Raw genomic sequence first — 16,092 nt, forward strand, 5'->3', positions numbered from 1 at the left:
CAGGCAAAAGTTTGATCAAACCATTGATGGCGTTAATGAGCAGGACACAAAAGCGAAAATCGTTTCAGCGCCCCTTTGCTAAACTTAAAAGATAACTACAGGCCCCGTCGAAGCGTCACGGGTCCCTCTTTTCTTTGCGCAATGTAAGGGTGTCATATGCAAACTATTGACGGTAATGGCGCAGTCGCGTCCGTCGCGTTTCGCACCAGTGAAGTGATCGCCATCTACCCCATTACACCCAGCTCAACCATGGCGGAACAGGCCGACGCCTGGGCCGGGAACGGGCTGAAAAACGTCTGGGGTGATACGCCTCGCGTGGTGGAAATGCAGTCGGAGGCCGGGGCGATTGCCACCGTCCACGGCGCGCTGCAGACCGGGGCGTTGTCCACCTCGTTTACCTCGTCCCAGGGGCTGCTGCTGATGATCCCGACGCTGTATAAGCTCGCGGGACAACTCACCCCATTCGTGCTGCACGTCGCGGCCCGCACCATCGCCACCCATGCGCTGTCGATTTTTGGCGATCACTCCGACGTGATGGCCGTCCGCCAGACCGGTTGCGCCCTGCTCTGCTCCGGCAGCGTGCAGGAGGCGCAGGATATGGCGCTGATCTCCCACATGGCGACGCTGAAAAGCCGCGTGCCGTTTATTCATTTCTTCGACGGTTTCCGCACCTCCCACGAGATTAACAAGATCAAGTCGATCGCCGATGACACGATCTTAAAGCTGCTGCCTCAGGCGGAGATTGACGCCCACCGCGCCCGCGCGCTGAACCCGGAACACCCGGTGATCCGCGGCACCTCCGCCAACCCGGACACCTACTTCCAGTCCCGCGAGGCGACAAACCCGTGGTACGACGCGGTGTATGACCATGTGGACCAGGCGATGGCAGACTTTGCCGCTGAAACCGGGCGCGAGTACAAGCCGTTTGAGTTTTACGGCCATCCGCAGGCGGAACGCGTCGTTGTGATCATGGGTTCCGCGATTGGCACCTGTGAAGAGGTGGTGGATGAACTGCTGCGCCGGGGCGAAAAAGTGGGCGTGCTGAAGGTGCGTCTCTACCGTCCCTTCTCGGCAAAACATCTGCTGGCGGCGCTGCCGGAAAGCGCGCGGTCGGTAGCGGTGCTGGATCGCACCAAAGAGCCCGGCGCTCAGGCCGAGCCGCTCTATCTGGACGTGATGACAGCCCTGGCGGAAGCCTTTAACAGCGGCGAGCGAGAGACGTTGCCGCGGGTGATTGGCGGGCGCTATGGCCTGTCGTCGAAAGAGTTTGGCCCCGAATGCGTACTGGCCATCTTTAACGAGCTGAGCGCCGCGAAGCCGAAGCCGCGCTTTACCGTCGGCATCTATGACGATGTCACCAATTTGTCCCTGTCGCTGCCGGAAAACACCCTGCCCTCCACCGCGAAGCTGGAAGCGCTCTTTTACGGGCTGGGCAGCGACGGCAGCGTGTCGGCCACCAAAAACAACATCAAGATCATCGGTAACTCCACGCCGTGGTATGCCCAGGGCTATTTCGTCTATGACTCGAAAAAAGCCGGTGGGCTGACGGTTTCTCACCTGCGCGTCAGCGAACAGCCGATCCGCTCGGCGTATCTGGTATCGCAGGCCGATTTCGTCGGCTGCCACCAGCTGCAGTTTATCGACAAATACCAGATGGCCGAGCGCCTGAAACCAGGCGGGATTTTCCTGCTGAATACGCCCTACAGCGCCGACGAGGTGTGGGCGCGCCTGCCGCAGGAAGTGCAGGCGGTACTGAACCAGAAAAAAGCGAAGTTCTATGTCGTTAACGCCGCCAGAATCGCCCGCGAATGCGGCCTGGCGGCGCGTATTAATACCGTGATGCAGATGGCGTTTTTCCATCTGACCCATATTCTGCCGGGCGACAGCGCGCTGATCGAGCTCCAGGGCGCGATTGCCAAAAGCTACAGCAGCAAAGGCCAGGAGCTGGTGGAGCGCAACTGGCAGGCCCTGGCGCTGGCGCGGGAGTCGCTGGCGGAAGTGCCGCTGCAGCCGGTGAATGTCCACAGCCCGAACCGCCCGCCGGTGGTGTCGGACGCGGCGCCGGACTTTGTCAAAACCGTGACCGCCGCGATGCTGGCCGGTCTGGGCGATGCCCTGCCCGTCTCTGCACTGCCGCCGGACGGCACCTGGCCGATGGGCACTACCCGTTGGGAAAAACGCAATATCGCCGAGGCGATCCCGATCTGGAAAGAGGAGCTGTGCACCCAGTGTAACCACTGCGTGGCGGCCTGCCCGCACTCGGCCATTCGCGCCAAAGTGGTATCACCGGAGGCGATGGAGAACGCCCCGGCCAGCCTGCACTCGCTGGATGTAAAATCCCGCGACATGCGCGGGCAGAAATACGTCCTACAGGTGGCGCCGGAGGACTGCACCGGCTGTAACCTTTGCGTGGAGGTCTGCCCGGCGAAAGACCGACAGAACCCGGAGATCAAGGCCATCAACATGATGTCGCGCCTTGAGCATGTGGAAGAGGAGAAAGTGAATTACGACTTCTTCCTCGATCTGCCGGAGATCGATCGCAACAGCCTGGAGCGCATCGATATCCGAACTTCGCAGCTGATCACCCCGCTGTTCGAATACTCCGGGGCCTGCTCCGGCTGCGGCGAGACGCCATACATCAAGCTGCTGACCCAGTTGTACGGTGACCGGATGCTAATCGCCAACGCTACCGGCTGTTCGTCCATTTACGGCGGCAACCTGCCGTCAACGCCATACACCACCGACGCCAACGGCCGTGGTCCGGCGTGGGCGAACTCGTTGTTTGAGGATAACGCTGAGTTTGGGCTGGGCTTCCGCCTGACGGTGGATCAGCACCGCGTGCGGGTAATGCGTCTGCTGGAACAGTTTGCCGATAAGATCCCGGCGGAGCTGAACACCGCCCTGCACAGCGAGGCGACGCCGGACGTGCGCCGTCAGCAGGTGGCCGAGCTGCGCCAGGCGCTGGCCGGGGTGGACGGTGCGGAGCAGCTGTTAACCGATGCCGATGCGCTGGTCGAGAAGTCAATCTGGCTGATTGGCGGCGACGGCTGGGCGTATGACATCGGCTTTGGCGGCCTGGATCATGTTCTGAGCCTTACCGAGAACGTCAATATTCTGGTGCTGGATACCCAGTGTTACTCCAATACCGGCGGTCAGGCATCGAAGGCGACGCCGCTGGGCGCAGTGACCAAGTTTGGCGAACACGGCAAACGCAAGGCGCGTAAAGATCTGGGCGTCAGCATGATGATGTACGGTCATGTTTATGTGGCTCAGATTTCGCTGGGTGCGCAGCTGAACCAGACGGTGAAAGCGATTCAGGAGGCGGAGGCCTACCCTGGCCCGTCGCTGATCATCGCCTACAGTCCTTGCGAAGAGCATGGCTACGATCTGGCGCTCAGCCACGATCAGATGCGCCAGCTGACCGCGACGGGCTTCTGGCCGCTGTACCGCTTTGACCCGCGTCGCGCCGATGAGGGCAAACTGCCGCTGGCGCTGGATTCTCGCCCACCGTCAGATGCGCTGGCAGAAACGCTGATGCAGGAACAGCGGTTCCGTCGGCTCAATGCCCAGCAGCCTGACGTGGCAGAGCAGCTGTGGAAAGACGCCGCCGCCGATCTGCAAAAACGCTACGACTTCCTGGCGCAGATGGCCGGGAAAGCCGAAAAATCGGCCAGCGAATAACCCGTTCAAGCCCGGCATGTCCGGGCTTTTTTACGCATAAAAAAGGCCCGCCAGAATGTTCAGGCGGGCCGCTTCCATTTATGAATAAATAACAGTTCAGCTATTTAAACCTTATTTGTTCATTGATCAGAAAAATTTACTACAGGCATATAACGGGGAAAGTGTACTGATTTCTACCGGGAAAAAGTAATTTTTATTTCATATGATTTTATTAAATACATTCACCAGAATTATGACTATTTCCCCGGCAGTATTTTCTTTAGATTTTACTCACCTGGTAACAATTATGTTTTATCGTCTGGCGAGAGAGTGATTTAGCATGAGACCACTTTCCAGCGCAGGAAGTTCCATGGAAAGTTTAAAAATATTCAAAATATAAAAACAGCATAAGGATTAGTCATCATGCAAAGAAAAGTACTGGCTCTGATGATCCCAGCCCTGTTAATGGCTGGCGCAGCACATGCAGCGGAAATTTATAATAAAGACGGCAATAAATTAGATCTGTACGGTAAAGTGGACGGCCTGCATTATTTCTCCGACAACAGCAGCGCTGACGGTGACCAGACATATGTCCGTCTCGGCTTTAAAGGTGAAACCCAGATCAACGATATGCTCACCGGCTACGGCCAGTGGGAATATAACGTTCAGGCAAATAACACCGAAAGTTCTGGCAACCAGTCCTGGACCCGTCTGGCGTTTGCCGGTCTGAAATTTGGCGACTACGGTTCATTCGATTACGGCCGTAACTACGGCGTACTGTACGACGTGGAAGGCTGGACCGATATGCTGCCAGAGTTCGGCGGTGACTCTTACACCAATGCCGATAACTTCATGACCGGTCGCGCCAACGGCGTGGCGACCTACCGTAACAGCGATTTCTTCGGCATGGTTGAAGGCCTGAACTTCGCTCTGCAGTATCAGGGCAACAACGAAGGTTCCGGCAACGGTAACGAAGGCACCAACAACGGTCGTGACGTGCGCCATGAGAACGGTGATGGCTTCGGTATCTCCACCTCTTACGACTTCGGCATGGGCATCAGCGCAGCAGCGGCATACGCCTCTTCTGACCGTACCAACGACCAGGTGAGCAACACCACCGCAGGCGGCGACAAAGCGGACGCGTGGACTACAGGTCTGAAATACGACGCCAACAACATCTACCTGGCGGCCATGTACTCCGAAACCCGTAACATGACCCCGTACGGCGACAACGAGCACGCGGTAGCTAACAAAACGCAGAACTTCGAAGTGACTGCGCAGTACCAGTTCGATTCAGGTCTGCGTCCGGTTGTCTCTTACCTGCAGTCCAAAGGTAAAGATCTCGGCAACGGTCAGGGCGATCAGGATCTGGTTAAATATGCAGAAGTGGGTGCGGTTTACTACTTCAACAAAAATATGTCCACCTACGTTGATTATAAAATCAACCTGCTGGACGAAGACGACCAGTTCTACAAAGATAATGGCATCGGCACCGATGACATCGTAGCCCTGGGTCTGGTTTACCAGTTCTGATGAAATTAGCCCGCGTTACGGCGCGGGCTAACGCTTTATATTTCTAAACCATTCTGATTCTTTATTATCCATATCCACATCCCGTTCAAATATCCTGACTTTATCCTCGCCTCTTTTACACACTTTTAGTTGCGCCGACCGGACAATCTGATACAAGATAAATCTCATGTCTGCCCGGCTGTAAAGGACTCGCTATTATGAATCATCATACCGTTAAATCTTCGCGCATCGCCTCGATTGCTTACGACAAATGCAATGAAACGCTGGAGGTCCGTTTTCTGGATCGCAGCGCCTGGCAATATCAGCCGGTTCCGGTACGGATTTTTAACGACTTTTTGAACGTGGTTTCAAAAGGTCGATTTTATGATGGCGTTGTGAAGGGAAAATTCAAAGAGAAAAGAATCGCCTGAGCCCCTCTCAACTGCGTCTTTATTCGTCCGGAGTGGCGCGATAGCTCAACACGCCAGCAACGCCCCCACCGCCATCATTGGGGTGAACCCTGCCTTCCATCACCAGCACTTCCGGAAAATCAAACGGCGACACGCCCTCAATGCAGGCGACGTTGACGCCATACTGATTTGGGTTTGAACGCCGCTGATGGAAAGTGTAAATCCCACAAACAGAACAGAAATAGTGAACCGCCGTCTGAGTGTTGAAGCGGTACTCGGTCAGCAGCGACTCGCCCTGAACAATGTTGATACCGGATAACGGCGCGGAAACCGCGATCGCCCCGCGCATCCGACAGAATGAGCAGTTACAGCGCCGGATGGTATTGAACCCGTCCGAGAGTTCGACGGTAAAGCGGACCGCGCCGCAGTGACACTGAGCAGAGACAGTATTCGCCATTGCAGGCTCCTTTCAGGTAAGCATGCCCAACATGGGCGGCGTGACGCCACGCCGCGTACTGACTAAGTGTACGCCAGACGCTCCGTCAGCGGCGGATATATTCCTCCGCGCTCTTTTTCAGATACGCTTCCTGAAATATTTGTTCTGAATAGGTAAGCTTCATCACCGGCGATAAATAGGGCGCATCAAGCTCGATTAAATCGTCGTCATTCTGGTATCTGGCGTATTTATCTCCGGCGAAAGAGATCTGTTTTTTCTGCACGACATATTTATGCGCCAGCATACTTTCAACTTCATCAAATCGGCTCTTATCCAGCTCAAGCATAATGGCGGTGATCTTGCCGTCCTTATTGAAGATTACGGCGTTGTTTTTTACTCCCTCTAAACCCAGCTCCCGGTTAGGGATAGAGAATATATCGCCGTCGCTCCACTTACTGCGCCCTTCATGCAGGGACGAGGGATAAGCCGTAATAAATTGCTGTAACGTTGTTTTGCCTAACGTCAACCCCATTGCCGTTGTGTTTGCCCGGACGGATGAAAACATTGCCAGTAAAATAAAAATACCCGCCAGTAATTGCCACTGTTTACGCATCGTTATCACCTCATTGTAATAGTCCTGTTTTGCCCACCATCATCTTTATTACCTGTCTCTTCTCTATCGTACAGGGTCAACTATTATCGGCCTATGCGCCTTTATGGTGAGTGGGTTGCAGTGATACAGCACTACTTACTGAGTGAGGAGATGGCGAAAAAGGCATAAAAAAGCCACCCGTAAAAACGGGTGGCGGGGTATGACTCACGTTCAGCTATTTTTTAACAGGTTGGGGCTTCTTGTCGCCCGATTCCGGCGCCTCGCGCGGGTCATCTTTTTCAACATACTGCATGAGTACCTCCCTTTCGTGGATGGACTACAACTATAGACTGCATTGCAGAAAAACAGCCAGGCGGCAAATAGCGAAAATCACGGTGTACTGGAACGCGAGCCTTTGCTGTAAAACGTGCTGACATTCATCGCCGTAATCCGTACCATACACGCCATACTTTTTCATGTTGATCTGCAGTCCGCCTTCTCCAGACCGGGCCGCCTGAGCTGCTTTAGCCACAAACGAATTGAGCCACTATTAAATGTCGCAAAATCAAGATATTACCAAGAAAGAACAGTACAACCTGAACAAACTGCAGAAGCGTCTGCGCCGTAACGTGGGCGAAGCCATTGCCGATTACAACATGATCGAAGAAGGCGACCGCATCATGGTCTGCCTGTCCGGCGGCAAAGACAGCTACACCCTTCTGGAAATTTTACGCAATCTTCAGCAAAGCGCGCCGGTCAACTTCTCGCTCGTTGCTGTTAACCTGGATCAGAAGCAGCCAGGCTTCCCGGAGCATATCCTACCGGAATACCTGGACAAGCAGGGTGTTGAGTACAAGATTGTCGAAGAGAATACCTACGGCATCGTTAAAGAGAAGATCCCGGAAGGGAAAACCACCTGCTCGCTCTGCTCCCGCCTGCGCCGCGGCATTCTTTATCGTACCGCCACCGAACTGGGATGCACCAAGATTGCCCTTGGCCACCACCGCGATGACATCTTACAGACGCTGTTCCTGAACATGTTCTACGGCGGCAAGATGAAAGGGATGCCGCCGAAGCTGATGAGCGACGACGGAAAGCACATCGTGATCCGCCCGCTGGCCTACTGCCGCGAGAAGGACATCGAACGTTTCTCCGAGGCCAAAACCTTCCCGATTATTCCGTGCAACCTGTGCGGCTCACAGCCAAACCTGCAGCGTCAGGTGATTGCCGATATGCTGCGCGACTGGGACAAACGCTATCCTGGCCGAATCGAAACCATGTTCAGCGCGATGCAGAACGTCGTGCCTTCACACATGTGCGATATCAACCTTTTTGATTTCAAAGGTATTCAGCACGGTTCTGAAGTGGTTAACGGCGGCGATCTGGCGTTTGATCGCGAAGAGATCCCGATGCAGCCCGTCGGCTGGCAGCCGGAAGAAGATGACTCTCAGCTGGATGAGATGCGTCTGAACGTTATTGAAGTGAAGTGATTTTAAAGCGTCTCAGCGTGAAGGCTGAGACGCTCTCCCGCCCGCTTATTTCAGCAGACGAACCCGGCAGTTTTTGCCTTTGATCTTACCGTTTTGCAGCTGTTTCCACGCCTTCTGCGCCACAGACTGACGCACCGCCACATACACGTGCGCAGGATGCACGGCGATTTTACCGATATCCGCACCGTCCAGGCCAATATCCCCGGTCAGCGCACCCAGCACATCGCCCGGACGCATTTTGGCTTTTTTACCGCCGTCGATGCACAGGGTTGCCATCTCTGCTGCCAGCGGCGTAATGCTGACGTTTGCCGGGGCATCCACCCAGTTCAGCTTAATTTGCAGCATCTCGGCCAGGATATTGGCGCGCTGGGCCTCTTCCGGCGCGCAGAAGCTGATCGCCAGACCGCTGTTACCGGCACGCGCGGTACGGCCAATACGGTGAACATGCACTTCCGGATCCCAGGCCAGCTCGTAGTTTACTACCAGCTCCAGGGATTTGATGTCCAGACCGCGGGCGGCGACGTCAGTGGCAACCAGCACGCGGGCGCTGCCGTTGGCGAAACGCACCAGAGTCTGATCGCGATCGCGCTGTTCCAGGTCGCCATGCAGCGCCAGCGCGCTCTGGCCCGCCTCGGCCAGGGCATCACACACCGCCTGACAATCTTTTTTGGTGTTACAGAACACCACGCAGGAGGCAGGCTGATGAATGCTGAGCAGCTTTTGCAGCAGCGGGATTTTGCCACGCTGGGTGGTATCGAAGAACTGCTGCTCAATGGCCGGCAGCGCGTCGACGGAATCAATTTCGATGGCAAGCGGATTTTGCTGCACGCGACCGCTGATGGCGGCGATCGCCTCCGGCCAGGTGGCGGAGAAGAGCAGCGTCTGACGTGTTGGCGGCGCAAAACGGGTCACTTCATCAATGGCGTCGCTGAAGCCCATATCCAGCATGCGGTCGGCTTCATCCAGCACCAGGGTTTGCAGCGCATCAAGAGAGACCGTGCCTTTCTGCAGGTGATCGAGCAATCGCCCCGGCGTGGCAACGATAATGTGTGGAGCATGCTGCAGAGAGTCACGCTGCGCGCCGAAGGGTTGTCCGCCGCACAGGGTTAAAATTTTGGTGTTCGGCAGAAAACGCGCCAGCCGACGTAGCTCACCCGCAACCTGATCCGCCAGCTCGCGCGTCGGGCAGAGCACCAGGGACTGCGTCTGGAACAGCGTGGCGTCAATTTGCTGCAACAGCCCAAGGCCAAAGGCAGCCGTCTTACCACTGCCGGTTTTGGCCTGCACACGGACGTCGCGTCCTTCCAGGATCGCTGGCAGCGCGGCAGCTTGTACAGGGGTCATCGTCAGGTAACCCAACTCGTTAAGGTTATCGAGTTGGGCGGCAGGCAGTACGTTCAGCGTTGAAAAAGCAGTCACAGTTATTCTCGCGGTAAAAGACTCACAGTCAGCAGGCGCGTATCCTCGCAGATCTCTGCCTGTGATGCGACATTTTAATCGGCACTTCATCAGGCGGTGGATCAGGCATCGGCTGCGGGCGTGGGATAGGATCGGGAACGGGCACCGGATCGGTAGGCACCGGGTCCGATAGCCGCGTTTGTTGCAGCAGCAGTGTTAAGAGCATGGCCATATTACCCTCCAGAAAACGCGTTGGTCTCTTTTAGGGTAGTCGCTGCTGGATTGCAGGCAAAAAAAAGCCGACTTATTTAAGTCGGCGTCGTACGAATCAATTTTGCTATGCAGTAATTCAAAAAAGGAAGTAAGACAATATGGAGCGCAACGCCCATCGCTTGACGTTGCATTCACCTGCGGGAGAGATATTGCACCTTATGGGTAAATCGTTTTTTGACTTCGCTCAATTAAAATGGCGTTTTAAGAACGTTATCACGTCAAAAAAATGTAAATTTACAGCCATTTACTGCGATGTAACCACCATGCAACACCACCAATCAATACCACTAACATGATGCAAAACAGCGAGAAGCCGAAGCGGAAATCGCCGCCGGGGATGCCCCCAAGGTTGACGCCGAACAGGCCGGTCAGGAAGGTGCTGGGCAAAAAGACCATCGCCATCAGCGACATGGTGTAGGTTCTGCGGGAGAGCGACTCCTGCATCACCTGGGCGATTTCGTCGGTCATGACTGCCGTTCGGGCGATACAGGCATCAATTTCATCCAGCCCGCGTCCCAGCCGCTCGGCGATATCCTGCATTCTGCGGCGCTGATCGTCGCTCATCCACGGAAGACGTTCGCTCGCCAGCCTGGCATAAACATCGCGCTGCGGCGCCATGTAGCGGCGCATAACAATCAGCTGTTTGCGCAGTAACGCCAGAAAGCCACGGGGCGGTATCTGCTGGTCGATGAGATTGTCTTCCAGGTCGATAATTTTATCGTGCAGCTCTTCTATAAACTCACTGGCGTGATCGGTGAGCGCGTCGCAGACATCCACCAGCCAGCCGCCGCAATCCTGCGGACCGGTGCCCTCTTTTAAATCGCCGATGACATCGTCCAGCGCCAGCACTTTTCGCTGCCGGGTGGAGACAATCAGGCGTTCGTCCATATAGAGGCGCATCGCCACCAGTTGATCCGGCCGCTCATCGGTACTGCCGTTAATGCAGCGCAGCGTAATTAACGTCCCCTCGCCCATGCGGGTGACCCGAGGACGGAGGCTCTCGCCAGCCAGCGCGTCGCGCACGTTGTTGGGTAATAACGGCGTCGAGGCCAGCCAGTGGGCGCTCTCCGGGTGGGTGTAGTTCAGGTGCAGCCAGCAAGGATGCTGCTGATCGATAACGTCATCGTCGGTGAGCGGCCTTGCTCCGCCTTTACCATCCAGTACCCATGCAAAAACTGCGTCAGGAACGTTAACTTCCGATCCTTTTATGCCTTCCACAGCGCCTCCGCCAGTAGCTGTTCTTTGCTGTCAGTCTAGCCACCCTGCCAGCTTAAGCAACACTTTCCCCAGGCATCGCGCTGAAATTATTCATAAAAGAGACTATTCCTGAACCCTGTAGCGCGTAAAAAAAGCCTGGCGAACCAGGCTTTATTGTCAGGCACGGGCGGGATAGCTTCGCCCGTCATACCTGGGCGCAGAGGCTCCCGGTTCGAGATGGAAGTTGCGGGTGCGTGTTTGCAGTTCAACGACCTGATTTTTCAGTACGGCCGATGAGCCCGAAAGCTCCTCTACCATTACCACGTTGCTCTGGGTCACCTGCTCCAGATCGCTCAACGCCTGGGTGATCTGTGCGATGCCCCTCTCCTGCTCGTAGGTCGAGGTAGAGATTTCGTCCATCAATTTGCTGACCTGCCCGGAGCCGCTGACGATCTCATGCATGTTCTTTTCGGCTTCCGCTACTACCATCGCCCCCTGACTGACGTTGCTGCTGGTGACGTCGATCAGGGATTTGATATTTTTGGCCGCTTCGGCGCTCCGATGCGCCAGGCTGCGTACTTCCCCCGCCACAACGGAAAAGCCTTTACCATGATCGCCAGCCCGGGCGGCTTCGACCGCCGCATTCAGCGCCAGGATGTTGGTCTGGAACGCAATGCCGTCAATCAGGGTGATAATCTCCGTCATCTGCTGGGCGCATTCAGTAATGGAGTGCATGTTGTTAGCAACCTGCCCCATCAGTTCGCCGCCTTTTTTAGCCTGATGTGTTGCCACACTGGCTTTCTCATTGGCGAGCCGGGTGTTATCCGCCGTATTTTTGGTGGTGGCGGCCATCTGTTCCATGCTGGCGGAGGTCTGGATCAGAGACGCAGACTGCAGCTCGGTTTTAGAGGCCAGCGCCGTGCTGCGGGCGGCGAGTTGTTCAGAAAGCGTCATCGCGGTATGGGATGACGATCGGATCTCGCGCACCAGGGTCGCCAGATTGTGCGACAGCGTATTTATGCCCGGGATCAGTCTGCCAGCGCAGTTGTTACCAAATTCCGGGATCGTGACGCCCAAATTCCCAGAGACAACCTCTTCGATAGTCTTCTTCACCGTATTGATTGGCACGACCAGGTACTGAGTCATGTAAAGCCACAGAAAACCCCATGTGATGACAAATAAACAGTTAAGTAATATTAACAAAGACATTTGCGGCGCTAAAAATACTACCAGTCCATCAATTACCAAAAACACAACTACCAGATAACTCAGAATAAAAGTCCTCACACTTATATTTCTAAGCATAATAGATCCTACAACGCTATTTTCGGAAGGTAACAACTATATAGCATTCAGTTTTTATTTTTTCACTTACATTTCGTATAGACAAACTATTAATGACATACACACCATAGTTTACCTTAAGGCAGAGCATAAACCCTGATCCTCCTGCGCGAACGGGTGTTCCACCTGAATCATTGCGCACCCAGGTCTTTTTACGGATTATATGCTTAACAATGCCATTTAACCTTTATACTTAAGCTGCATAGCTGTTCCGGGGTGTGGTATTTAGCCCTGCTTAAATAGCATGGCGCGGGTTATTTCCTCTCTTAATGCAAAATAATATTAATGTTTTCATATCAGCGATCCGATACTGAATTAAATAGATAGCTCCGGGCGTAGTGGCGAATAAAACTGTTCCAGTTGGTAAAATTAATACGAAATTCACGCTGATATCACAAAAAAATTCTGCCCGAGCGGATGAAGTGGAGTATGTTTCAAAGAACCCGGCGTGTGCCGCTCCGTCGTGGCCTTCCGGTATTTCGCTTGACGATAAATGAGATGAGCTATGTCGCCTTCAGGGTTTGATGCACTGGATATGCTTAAAACGCCCGTATGGTTAGTATCCCCGGTAACGGAGGATGTGCTGTTCGCCAATACGGCAGCCAAAACGATTATGCAGGATGCAACACTGGACATGCTGCGTAAAGGTGTCTGCTCGGCCCATGCCCAGGCGACACTTGCGATGTACGTGCCGGATTTAAAAGCCCGTCAGGAAATTATTGAAGTCTGGAGTGTGGTGGCGGATCGCCAGCAGACCAGCCTCACTTGTCGCCTCTCGCTGGCCGTTTTTGACACTCTCGGCGAGGTGATTGTCTTTGAAGGGATGGCGCGGCAGCCGGTAACGGGCCTCAAGGCCACCCGTTCAGGCACCTATCAGCGCAAGAAACAGGGCTTTTACGCCCGCTTTTTCCAGACCAACAGCGCCCCAATGCTGTTAATCGATCCCGCCCGGGACGGCCTGATCGTGGATGCCAATCTCGCAGCCCTCAACTTTTACGGCTATATCCACGAAGAGATGTGCAGCAAGCACACCTGGGAGATCAACACCCTTGGGCGAAACATTATGCCGGTGATGATGGAGATTGCGCGTCTGCCCGGCGGCCATAAGCCGCTCAACTTTATCCATCGCCTTGCCGACGGCTCCACCCGGCACGTACAAACCTATGCCGGGCCGATTGAGATCTACGGCGATAAACTGATGCTCTGCATTATTCACGATATCACCGAGCAAAAACGTCTTGAGCAGGAGCTTGAACACGCCGCGCTGCGCGACTCATTAACCGGCCTGCTCAACCGCCGTCAGTTTTATAATCTCACCGATAATACCTCACCGAACCATCTCCCGGCCCAGCAGGAGTTCAGCCTGCTGCTGGTGGATACTGACCATTTTAAGGGTATCAACGATGTGTTCGGGCATCAGAAAGGCGACGAAGTATTAATTGCCCTCGCACGGACGCTGGAAAGCTGTAGTCGGAAAGACGATTACGTGTTCCGCTGGGGAGGTGAGGAGTTTGTGCTGCTGCTGCCCCGCACCTCTCTGGATGCAGCGATGCAGATCGCAGAGACCCTGCGCGCGGCCATCGCCCGCATTGCCATTCCCGGTCTGCCCCGCTTTACTGTGAGTATTGGCGTTGCGCGGCATAACCCGGATGAAAGCATCGACGAGCTGTTTAAGCGTGTGGACGATGCGCTGTATCGCGCCAAAAATGATGGTCGTAACAAAGTGCTGGCGGCCTGACACTGCCTGCCGGTGTCATCTGTTTTTCAGTTTATTGCGTGAGGAGTGATGATGATGAGCAAGAAGATTTTAATGCTGGTCGGGGATTACGCTGAAGATTACGAAACTATGGTGCCTTTTCAGGCATTACAGATGATTGGCCATCAGGTTGACGCGGTCTGCCCTGATAAGGCTAAAGGCGATTATATCATGACGGCGATCCATGATTTCGACGGGGCTCAGACCTACAGCGAGAAGCCCGGGCACCGCTTTGTTCTCAACGCCGATTTTACCGGGGTTAAAGAGGCGGATTACGACGCCCTGTTAATTCCAGGCGGACGCGCGCCGGAATATCTGCGTCTTAATGAGCAGGTGCTTGAACTGGTGCGCGCTTTTGACCAGGCAGGTAAGCCGATTGCCGCCGTTTGCCACGGCCCGCAACTGCTGGCCGCTGCTGGTGTCCTGAAAGGTCGAACCTGTAGCGCCTACCCTGCCTGCGCGCCGGAAGTTCGACTCAGCGGCGGAGAGTATGCCGATATCGGTATTGACCAGGCGCACGTCGACGGCAATCTGGTTACTGCTCCGGCCTGGCCTGCCCATCCGCAATGGCTGGCGAAATTCGCTGAGGTGTTGCAGAAGTAAGAGTTGAATTTAGACAGGCTGGCGGTTCAGGCCAGCCTGTCGACAGCGTCAAAATAACGCTCTCTGGCTAACACGCTGTCGTCCCTGAAATTTTCTGTTTGCCCCAAACAGCCTTTATTCAGCCAGGCCATGTTTCAGCGCAGCATAAGAAGCAATCAGCTGCTGCAGATGTTGCTCCACCTGGCTCTGCCGCACGGCGTTACTGGCTTGCCCGGGGGGAGTAACGGAGAGCTGGCGCAGCTGCTCCTCTGCCGGAACGGTGCGGTTAAGCGACTGCAGAATGGCAAAGACCGCCGATTTCAGTTCGCTGACGGTCATATATTTGCCCTTCTGCTCGTCCAGCGCGTTAAGCCGGGCCGCCAGTTGCTCAAGCTGCGTCACACCCTGATGCCAGCCGGTCAGATTTTCCGGTGCCAGCGCAATAGCAATCTTCTGCTGTTGCCACTGCTGCGCCAGGCTTTTCCCCTGTTCAGGCCATAGCCTGAGCGCCTGCTGCACCAGGTTATCGCCATAGCTCAGCGCCCAGTCTGGCTTTAGCGCTATCAGCTGTGCCAGCTGCTGCTGTGTCTGGAAAATTCCACTCTCCGATGACTGAGAAGAGTGTTGCAGCGTTTGTAGCTGCTCAGCAGAAAGCGCTGCAGGCAATGAGGTAAGCTGCCCCTGCACGGGATCAGGCTGATGCATTAACTGCCATCCCTCCACCAAGGTTCCGCCCAGCACCAGCATGGTCAGCATCCCGGCGGCAAAGGGCTTCCAGGGCTTCGCGGCTGATGGAGGCTCGGGCAACGATTCAGGTTGAACAACAGGATCGCATTTAACCTCTGTCGCTTCATTCAACGATTGAGCCGGGGCGGTAACCTGCACAGGAGGCTTGTTATCCACCCCATTGCTGTTTCTCAACCGTGTCGCAGCGCTATGCATCTGCGCACGCAGGGTGTCGAACTGGACGACTCGCGCAACGTCCAGACGCTGTAATACGTCGTCCAGCACGTTCAGATACTCCTCCGCCTGAGAAAGCTGAATGAGATCGGCATGCGCCGGGGACTGGCTACGCAACACCCGCTGGAGCCGTTGACTCAGGGTATTGAGGATTTCCATGCGGACCTGGGCCGGTTGCGGCCATAGAGTGTCCCACTCACGAGTCACCAGCGCGGTCAAAATCGCTAACCCTTCGTTCAGTCCAGGCAACCCGGCGAGATGTGCGCGTGCCAGGGTGTACCATGCAGCGGTTTGCAGATCCGCGCCGTTATGTTCAAACAGGGACAGGCTCAGTTTTTCCGCATGCTGCCAGTTCACATCCGGGCGCGCCGGATGCGTCAGCTTATTCATTTCATTACGCAGGGCGACATAGTCCGCAAGCGTGCGCGGATCGCCCCCGGTTTTATAGGGGCGCTCAGAAGGTGTTGTCATGATATTTTCAG

The 16,092-nt window shown here is 55.2% G+C and carries 14 protein-coding genes; 6 read left to right on the plus strand and 8 right to left on the minus strand.

Annotated elements, in window-relative coordinates:
- Nucleotides 1-156: 156 nt before the first annotated feature.
- The 3 genes from nifJ to ACOYA6_RS08235 all read left to right on the plus strand — a co-directional run bounded on the left by nifJ (nucleotide 157) and on the right by ACOYA6_RS08235 (nucleotide 5,603).
- Nucleotides 157-3,681 carry a pyruvate:ferredoxin (flavodoxin) oxidoreductase gene (gene nifJ / locus ACOYA6_RS08225; RefSeq protein ID WP_422654480.1) on the plus strand — a complete coding sequence of 1,175 codons (3,525 nt, stop codon included), beginning with the start codon at nucleotides 157-159 and terminating at the stop codon, nucleotides 3,679-3,681.
- Between the two features lie 402 nt (nucleotides 3,682-4,083).
- Entirely contained in the window at nucleotides 4,084-5,193 is a 1,110-nt protein-coding gene (ompC, locus tag ACOYA6_RS08230) for a porin OmpC (protein WP_039028500.1), read from the plus strand.
- 197 nt (nucleotides 5,194-5,390) lie between these two features.
- Nucleotides 5,391-5,603 carry a KTSC domain-containing protein gene (locus tag ACOYA6_RS08235; RefSeq protein ID WP_039028499.1) on the plus strand — a complete coding sequence of 71 codons (213 nt, stop codon included), beginning with the start codon at nucleotides 5,391-5,393 and terminating at the stop codon, nucleotides 5,601-5,603.
- Between the two features lie 19 nt (nucleotides 5,604-5,622).
- On the opposite strand, the gene ACOYA6_RS08240 is transcribed toward ACOYA6_RS08235, so the two are convergent.
- From ACOYA6_RS08240 to ACOYA6_RS08250, 3 genes are all read right to left on the minus strand, one after another.
- Entirely contained in the window at nucleotides 5,623-6,039 is a 417-nt protein-coding gene (locus ACOYA6_RS08240) for a GFA family protein (protein ID WP_138369153.1), read from the minus strand.
- A gap of 85 nt (nucleotides 6,040-6,124) precedes the next feature.
- Nucleotides 6,125-6,631 (minus strand): hypothetical protein, encoded by a 507-nt coding sequence (locus tag ACOYA6_RS08245; RefSeq protein ID WP_039028497.1) that lies wholly within the window; start codon nucleotides 6,629-6,631, stop codon nucleotides 6,125-6,127.
- 214 nt (nucleotides 6,632-6,845) lie between these two features.
- Nucleotides 6,846-6,923, minus strand: coding sequence for a hypothetical protein (locus ACOYA6_RS08250; RefSeq protein ID WP_225759512.1), 78 nt, complete (start codon nucleotides 6,921-6,923; stop codon nucleotides 6,846-6,848).
- Between the two features lie 241 nt (nucleotides 6,924-7,164).
- On the opposite strand from ACOYA6_RS08250, the gene ttcA reads away from it, so the two are divergent.
- Nucleotides 7,165-8,100, plus strand: coding sequence for a tRNA 2-thiocytidine(32) synthetase TtcA (gene ttcA, locus ACOYA6_RS08255; RefSeq protein WP_422654481.1), 936 nt, complete (start codon nucleotides 7,165-7,167; stop codon nucleotides 8,098-8,100).
- 45 nt (nucleotides 8,101-8,145) lie between these two features.
- Here the strand turns inward: ttcA and dbpA are convergent, their stop codons facing one another.
- From dbpA to ACOYA6_RS08275, 4 genes are all read right to left on the minus strand, one after another.
- Nucleotides 8,146-9,519, minus strand: a complete 1,374-nt coding sequence (gene dbpA, locus ACOYA6_RS08260) for an ATP-dependent RNA helicase DbpA (RefSeq protein WP_138369156.1) — start codon at nucleotides 9,517-9,519, stop codon at nucleotides 8,146-8,148.
- 28 nt (nucleotides 9,520-9,547) lie between these two features.
- A complete protein-coding gene (ynaL, locus tag ACOYA6_RS08265) occupies nucleotides 9,548-9,724 on the minus strand; it encodes a proline-rich small protein YnaL (RefSeq protein WP_422654482.1) in 177 nt (58 codons plus the stop codon).
- Between the two features lie 281 nt (nucleotides 9,725-10,005).
- Nucleotides 10,006-10,989, minus strand: coding sequence for a zinc transporter ZntB (zntB, locus tag ACOYA6_RS08270; protein ID WP_138369157.1), 984 nt, complete (start codon nucleotides 10,987-10,989; stop codon nucleotides 10,006-10,008).
- A 156-nt stretch (nucleotides 10,990-11,145) separates the two neighbouring features.
- On the minus strand, nucleotides 11,146-12,273 hold the full coding sequence (locus ACOYA6_RS08275) for a methyl-accepting chemotaxis protein (RefSeq protein WP_422654483.1): 1,128 nt from the start codon (nucleotides 12,271-12,273) through the stop codon (nucleotides 11,146-11,148).
- Nucleotides 12,274-12,817: 544 nt separating this feature from the next.
- Between ACOYA6_RS08275 and ACOYA6_RS08280 the strand changes: the two genes are divergently transcribed.
- Both ACOYA6_RS08280 and ACOYA6_RS08285 read left to right on the plus strand, forming a co-directional pair.
- On the plus strand, nucleotides 12,818-14,050 hold the full coding sequence (locus ACOYA6_RS08280; RefSeq protein ID WP_223073975.1) for a sensor domain-containing diguanylate cyclase: 1,233 nt from the start codon (nucleotides 12,818-12,820) through the stop codon (nucleotides 14,048-14,050).
- Nucleotides 14,051-14,101: 51 nt separating this feature from the next.
- Nucleotides 14,102-14,671, plus strand: coding sequence for a DJ-1/PfpI family protein (locus tag ACOYA6_RS08285; RefSeq protein WP_422654484.1), 570 nt, complete (start codon nucleotides 14,102-14,104; stop codon nucleotides 14,669-14,671).
- Between the two features lie 114 nt (nucleotides 14,672-14,785).
- Here ACOYA6_RS08285 and ACOYA6_RS08290 read toward each other — a convergent pair whose 3' ends face one another.
- Nucleotides 14,786-16,081 (minus strand): VasL domain-containing protein, encoded by a 1,296-nt coding sequence (locus ACOYA6_RS08290; RefSeq protein WP_422654485.1) that lies wholly within the window; start codon nucleotides 16,079-16,081, stop codon nucleotides 14,786-14,788.
- Nucleotides 16,082-16,092 lie beyond the last annotated feature (11 nt).

The sequence above is a fragment of the Leclercia barmai genome, from assembly GCF_049312895.1.
GTDB classification, from domain to species: domain Bacteria; phylum Pseudomonadota; class Gammaproteobacteria; order Enterobacterales; family Enterobacteriaceae; genus Enterobacter; species Enterobacter barmai.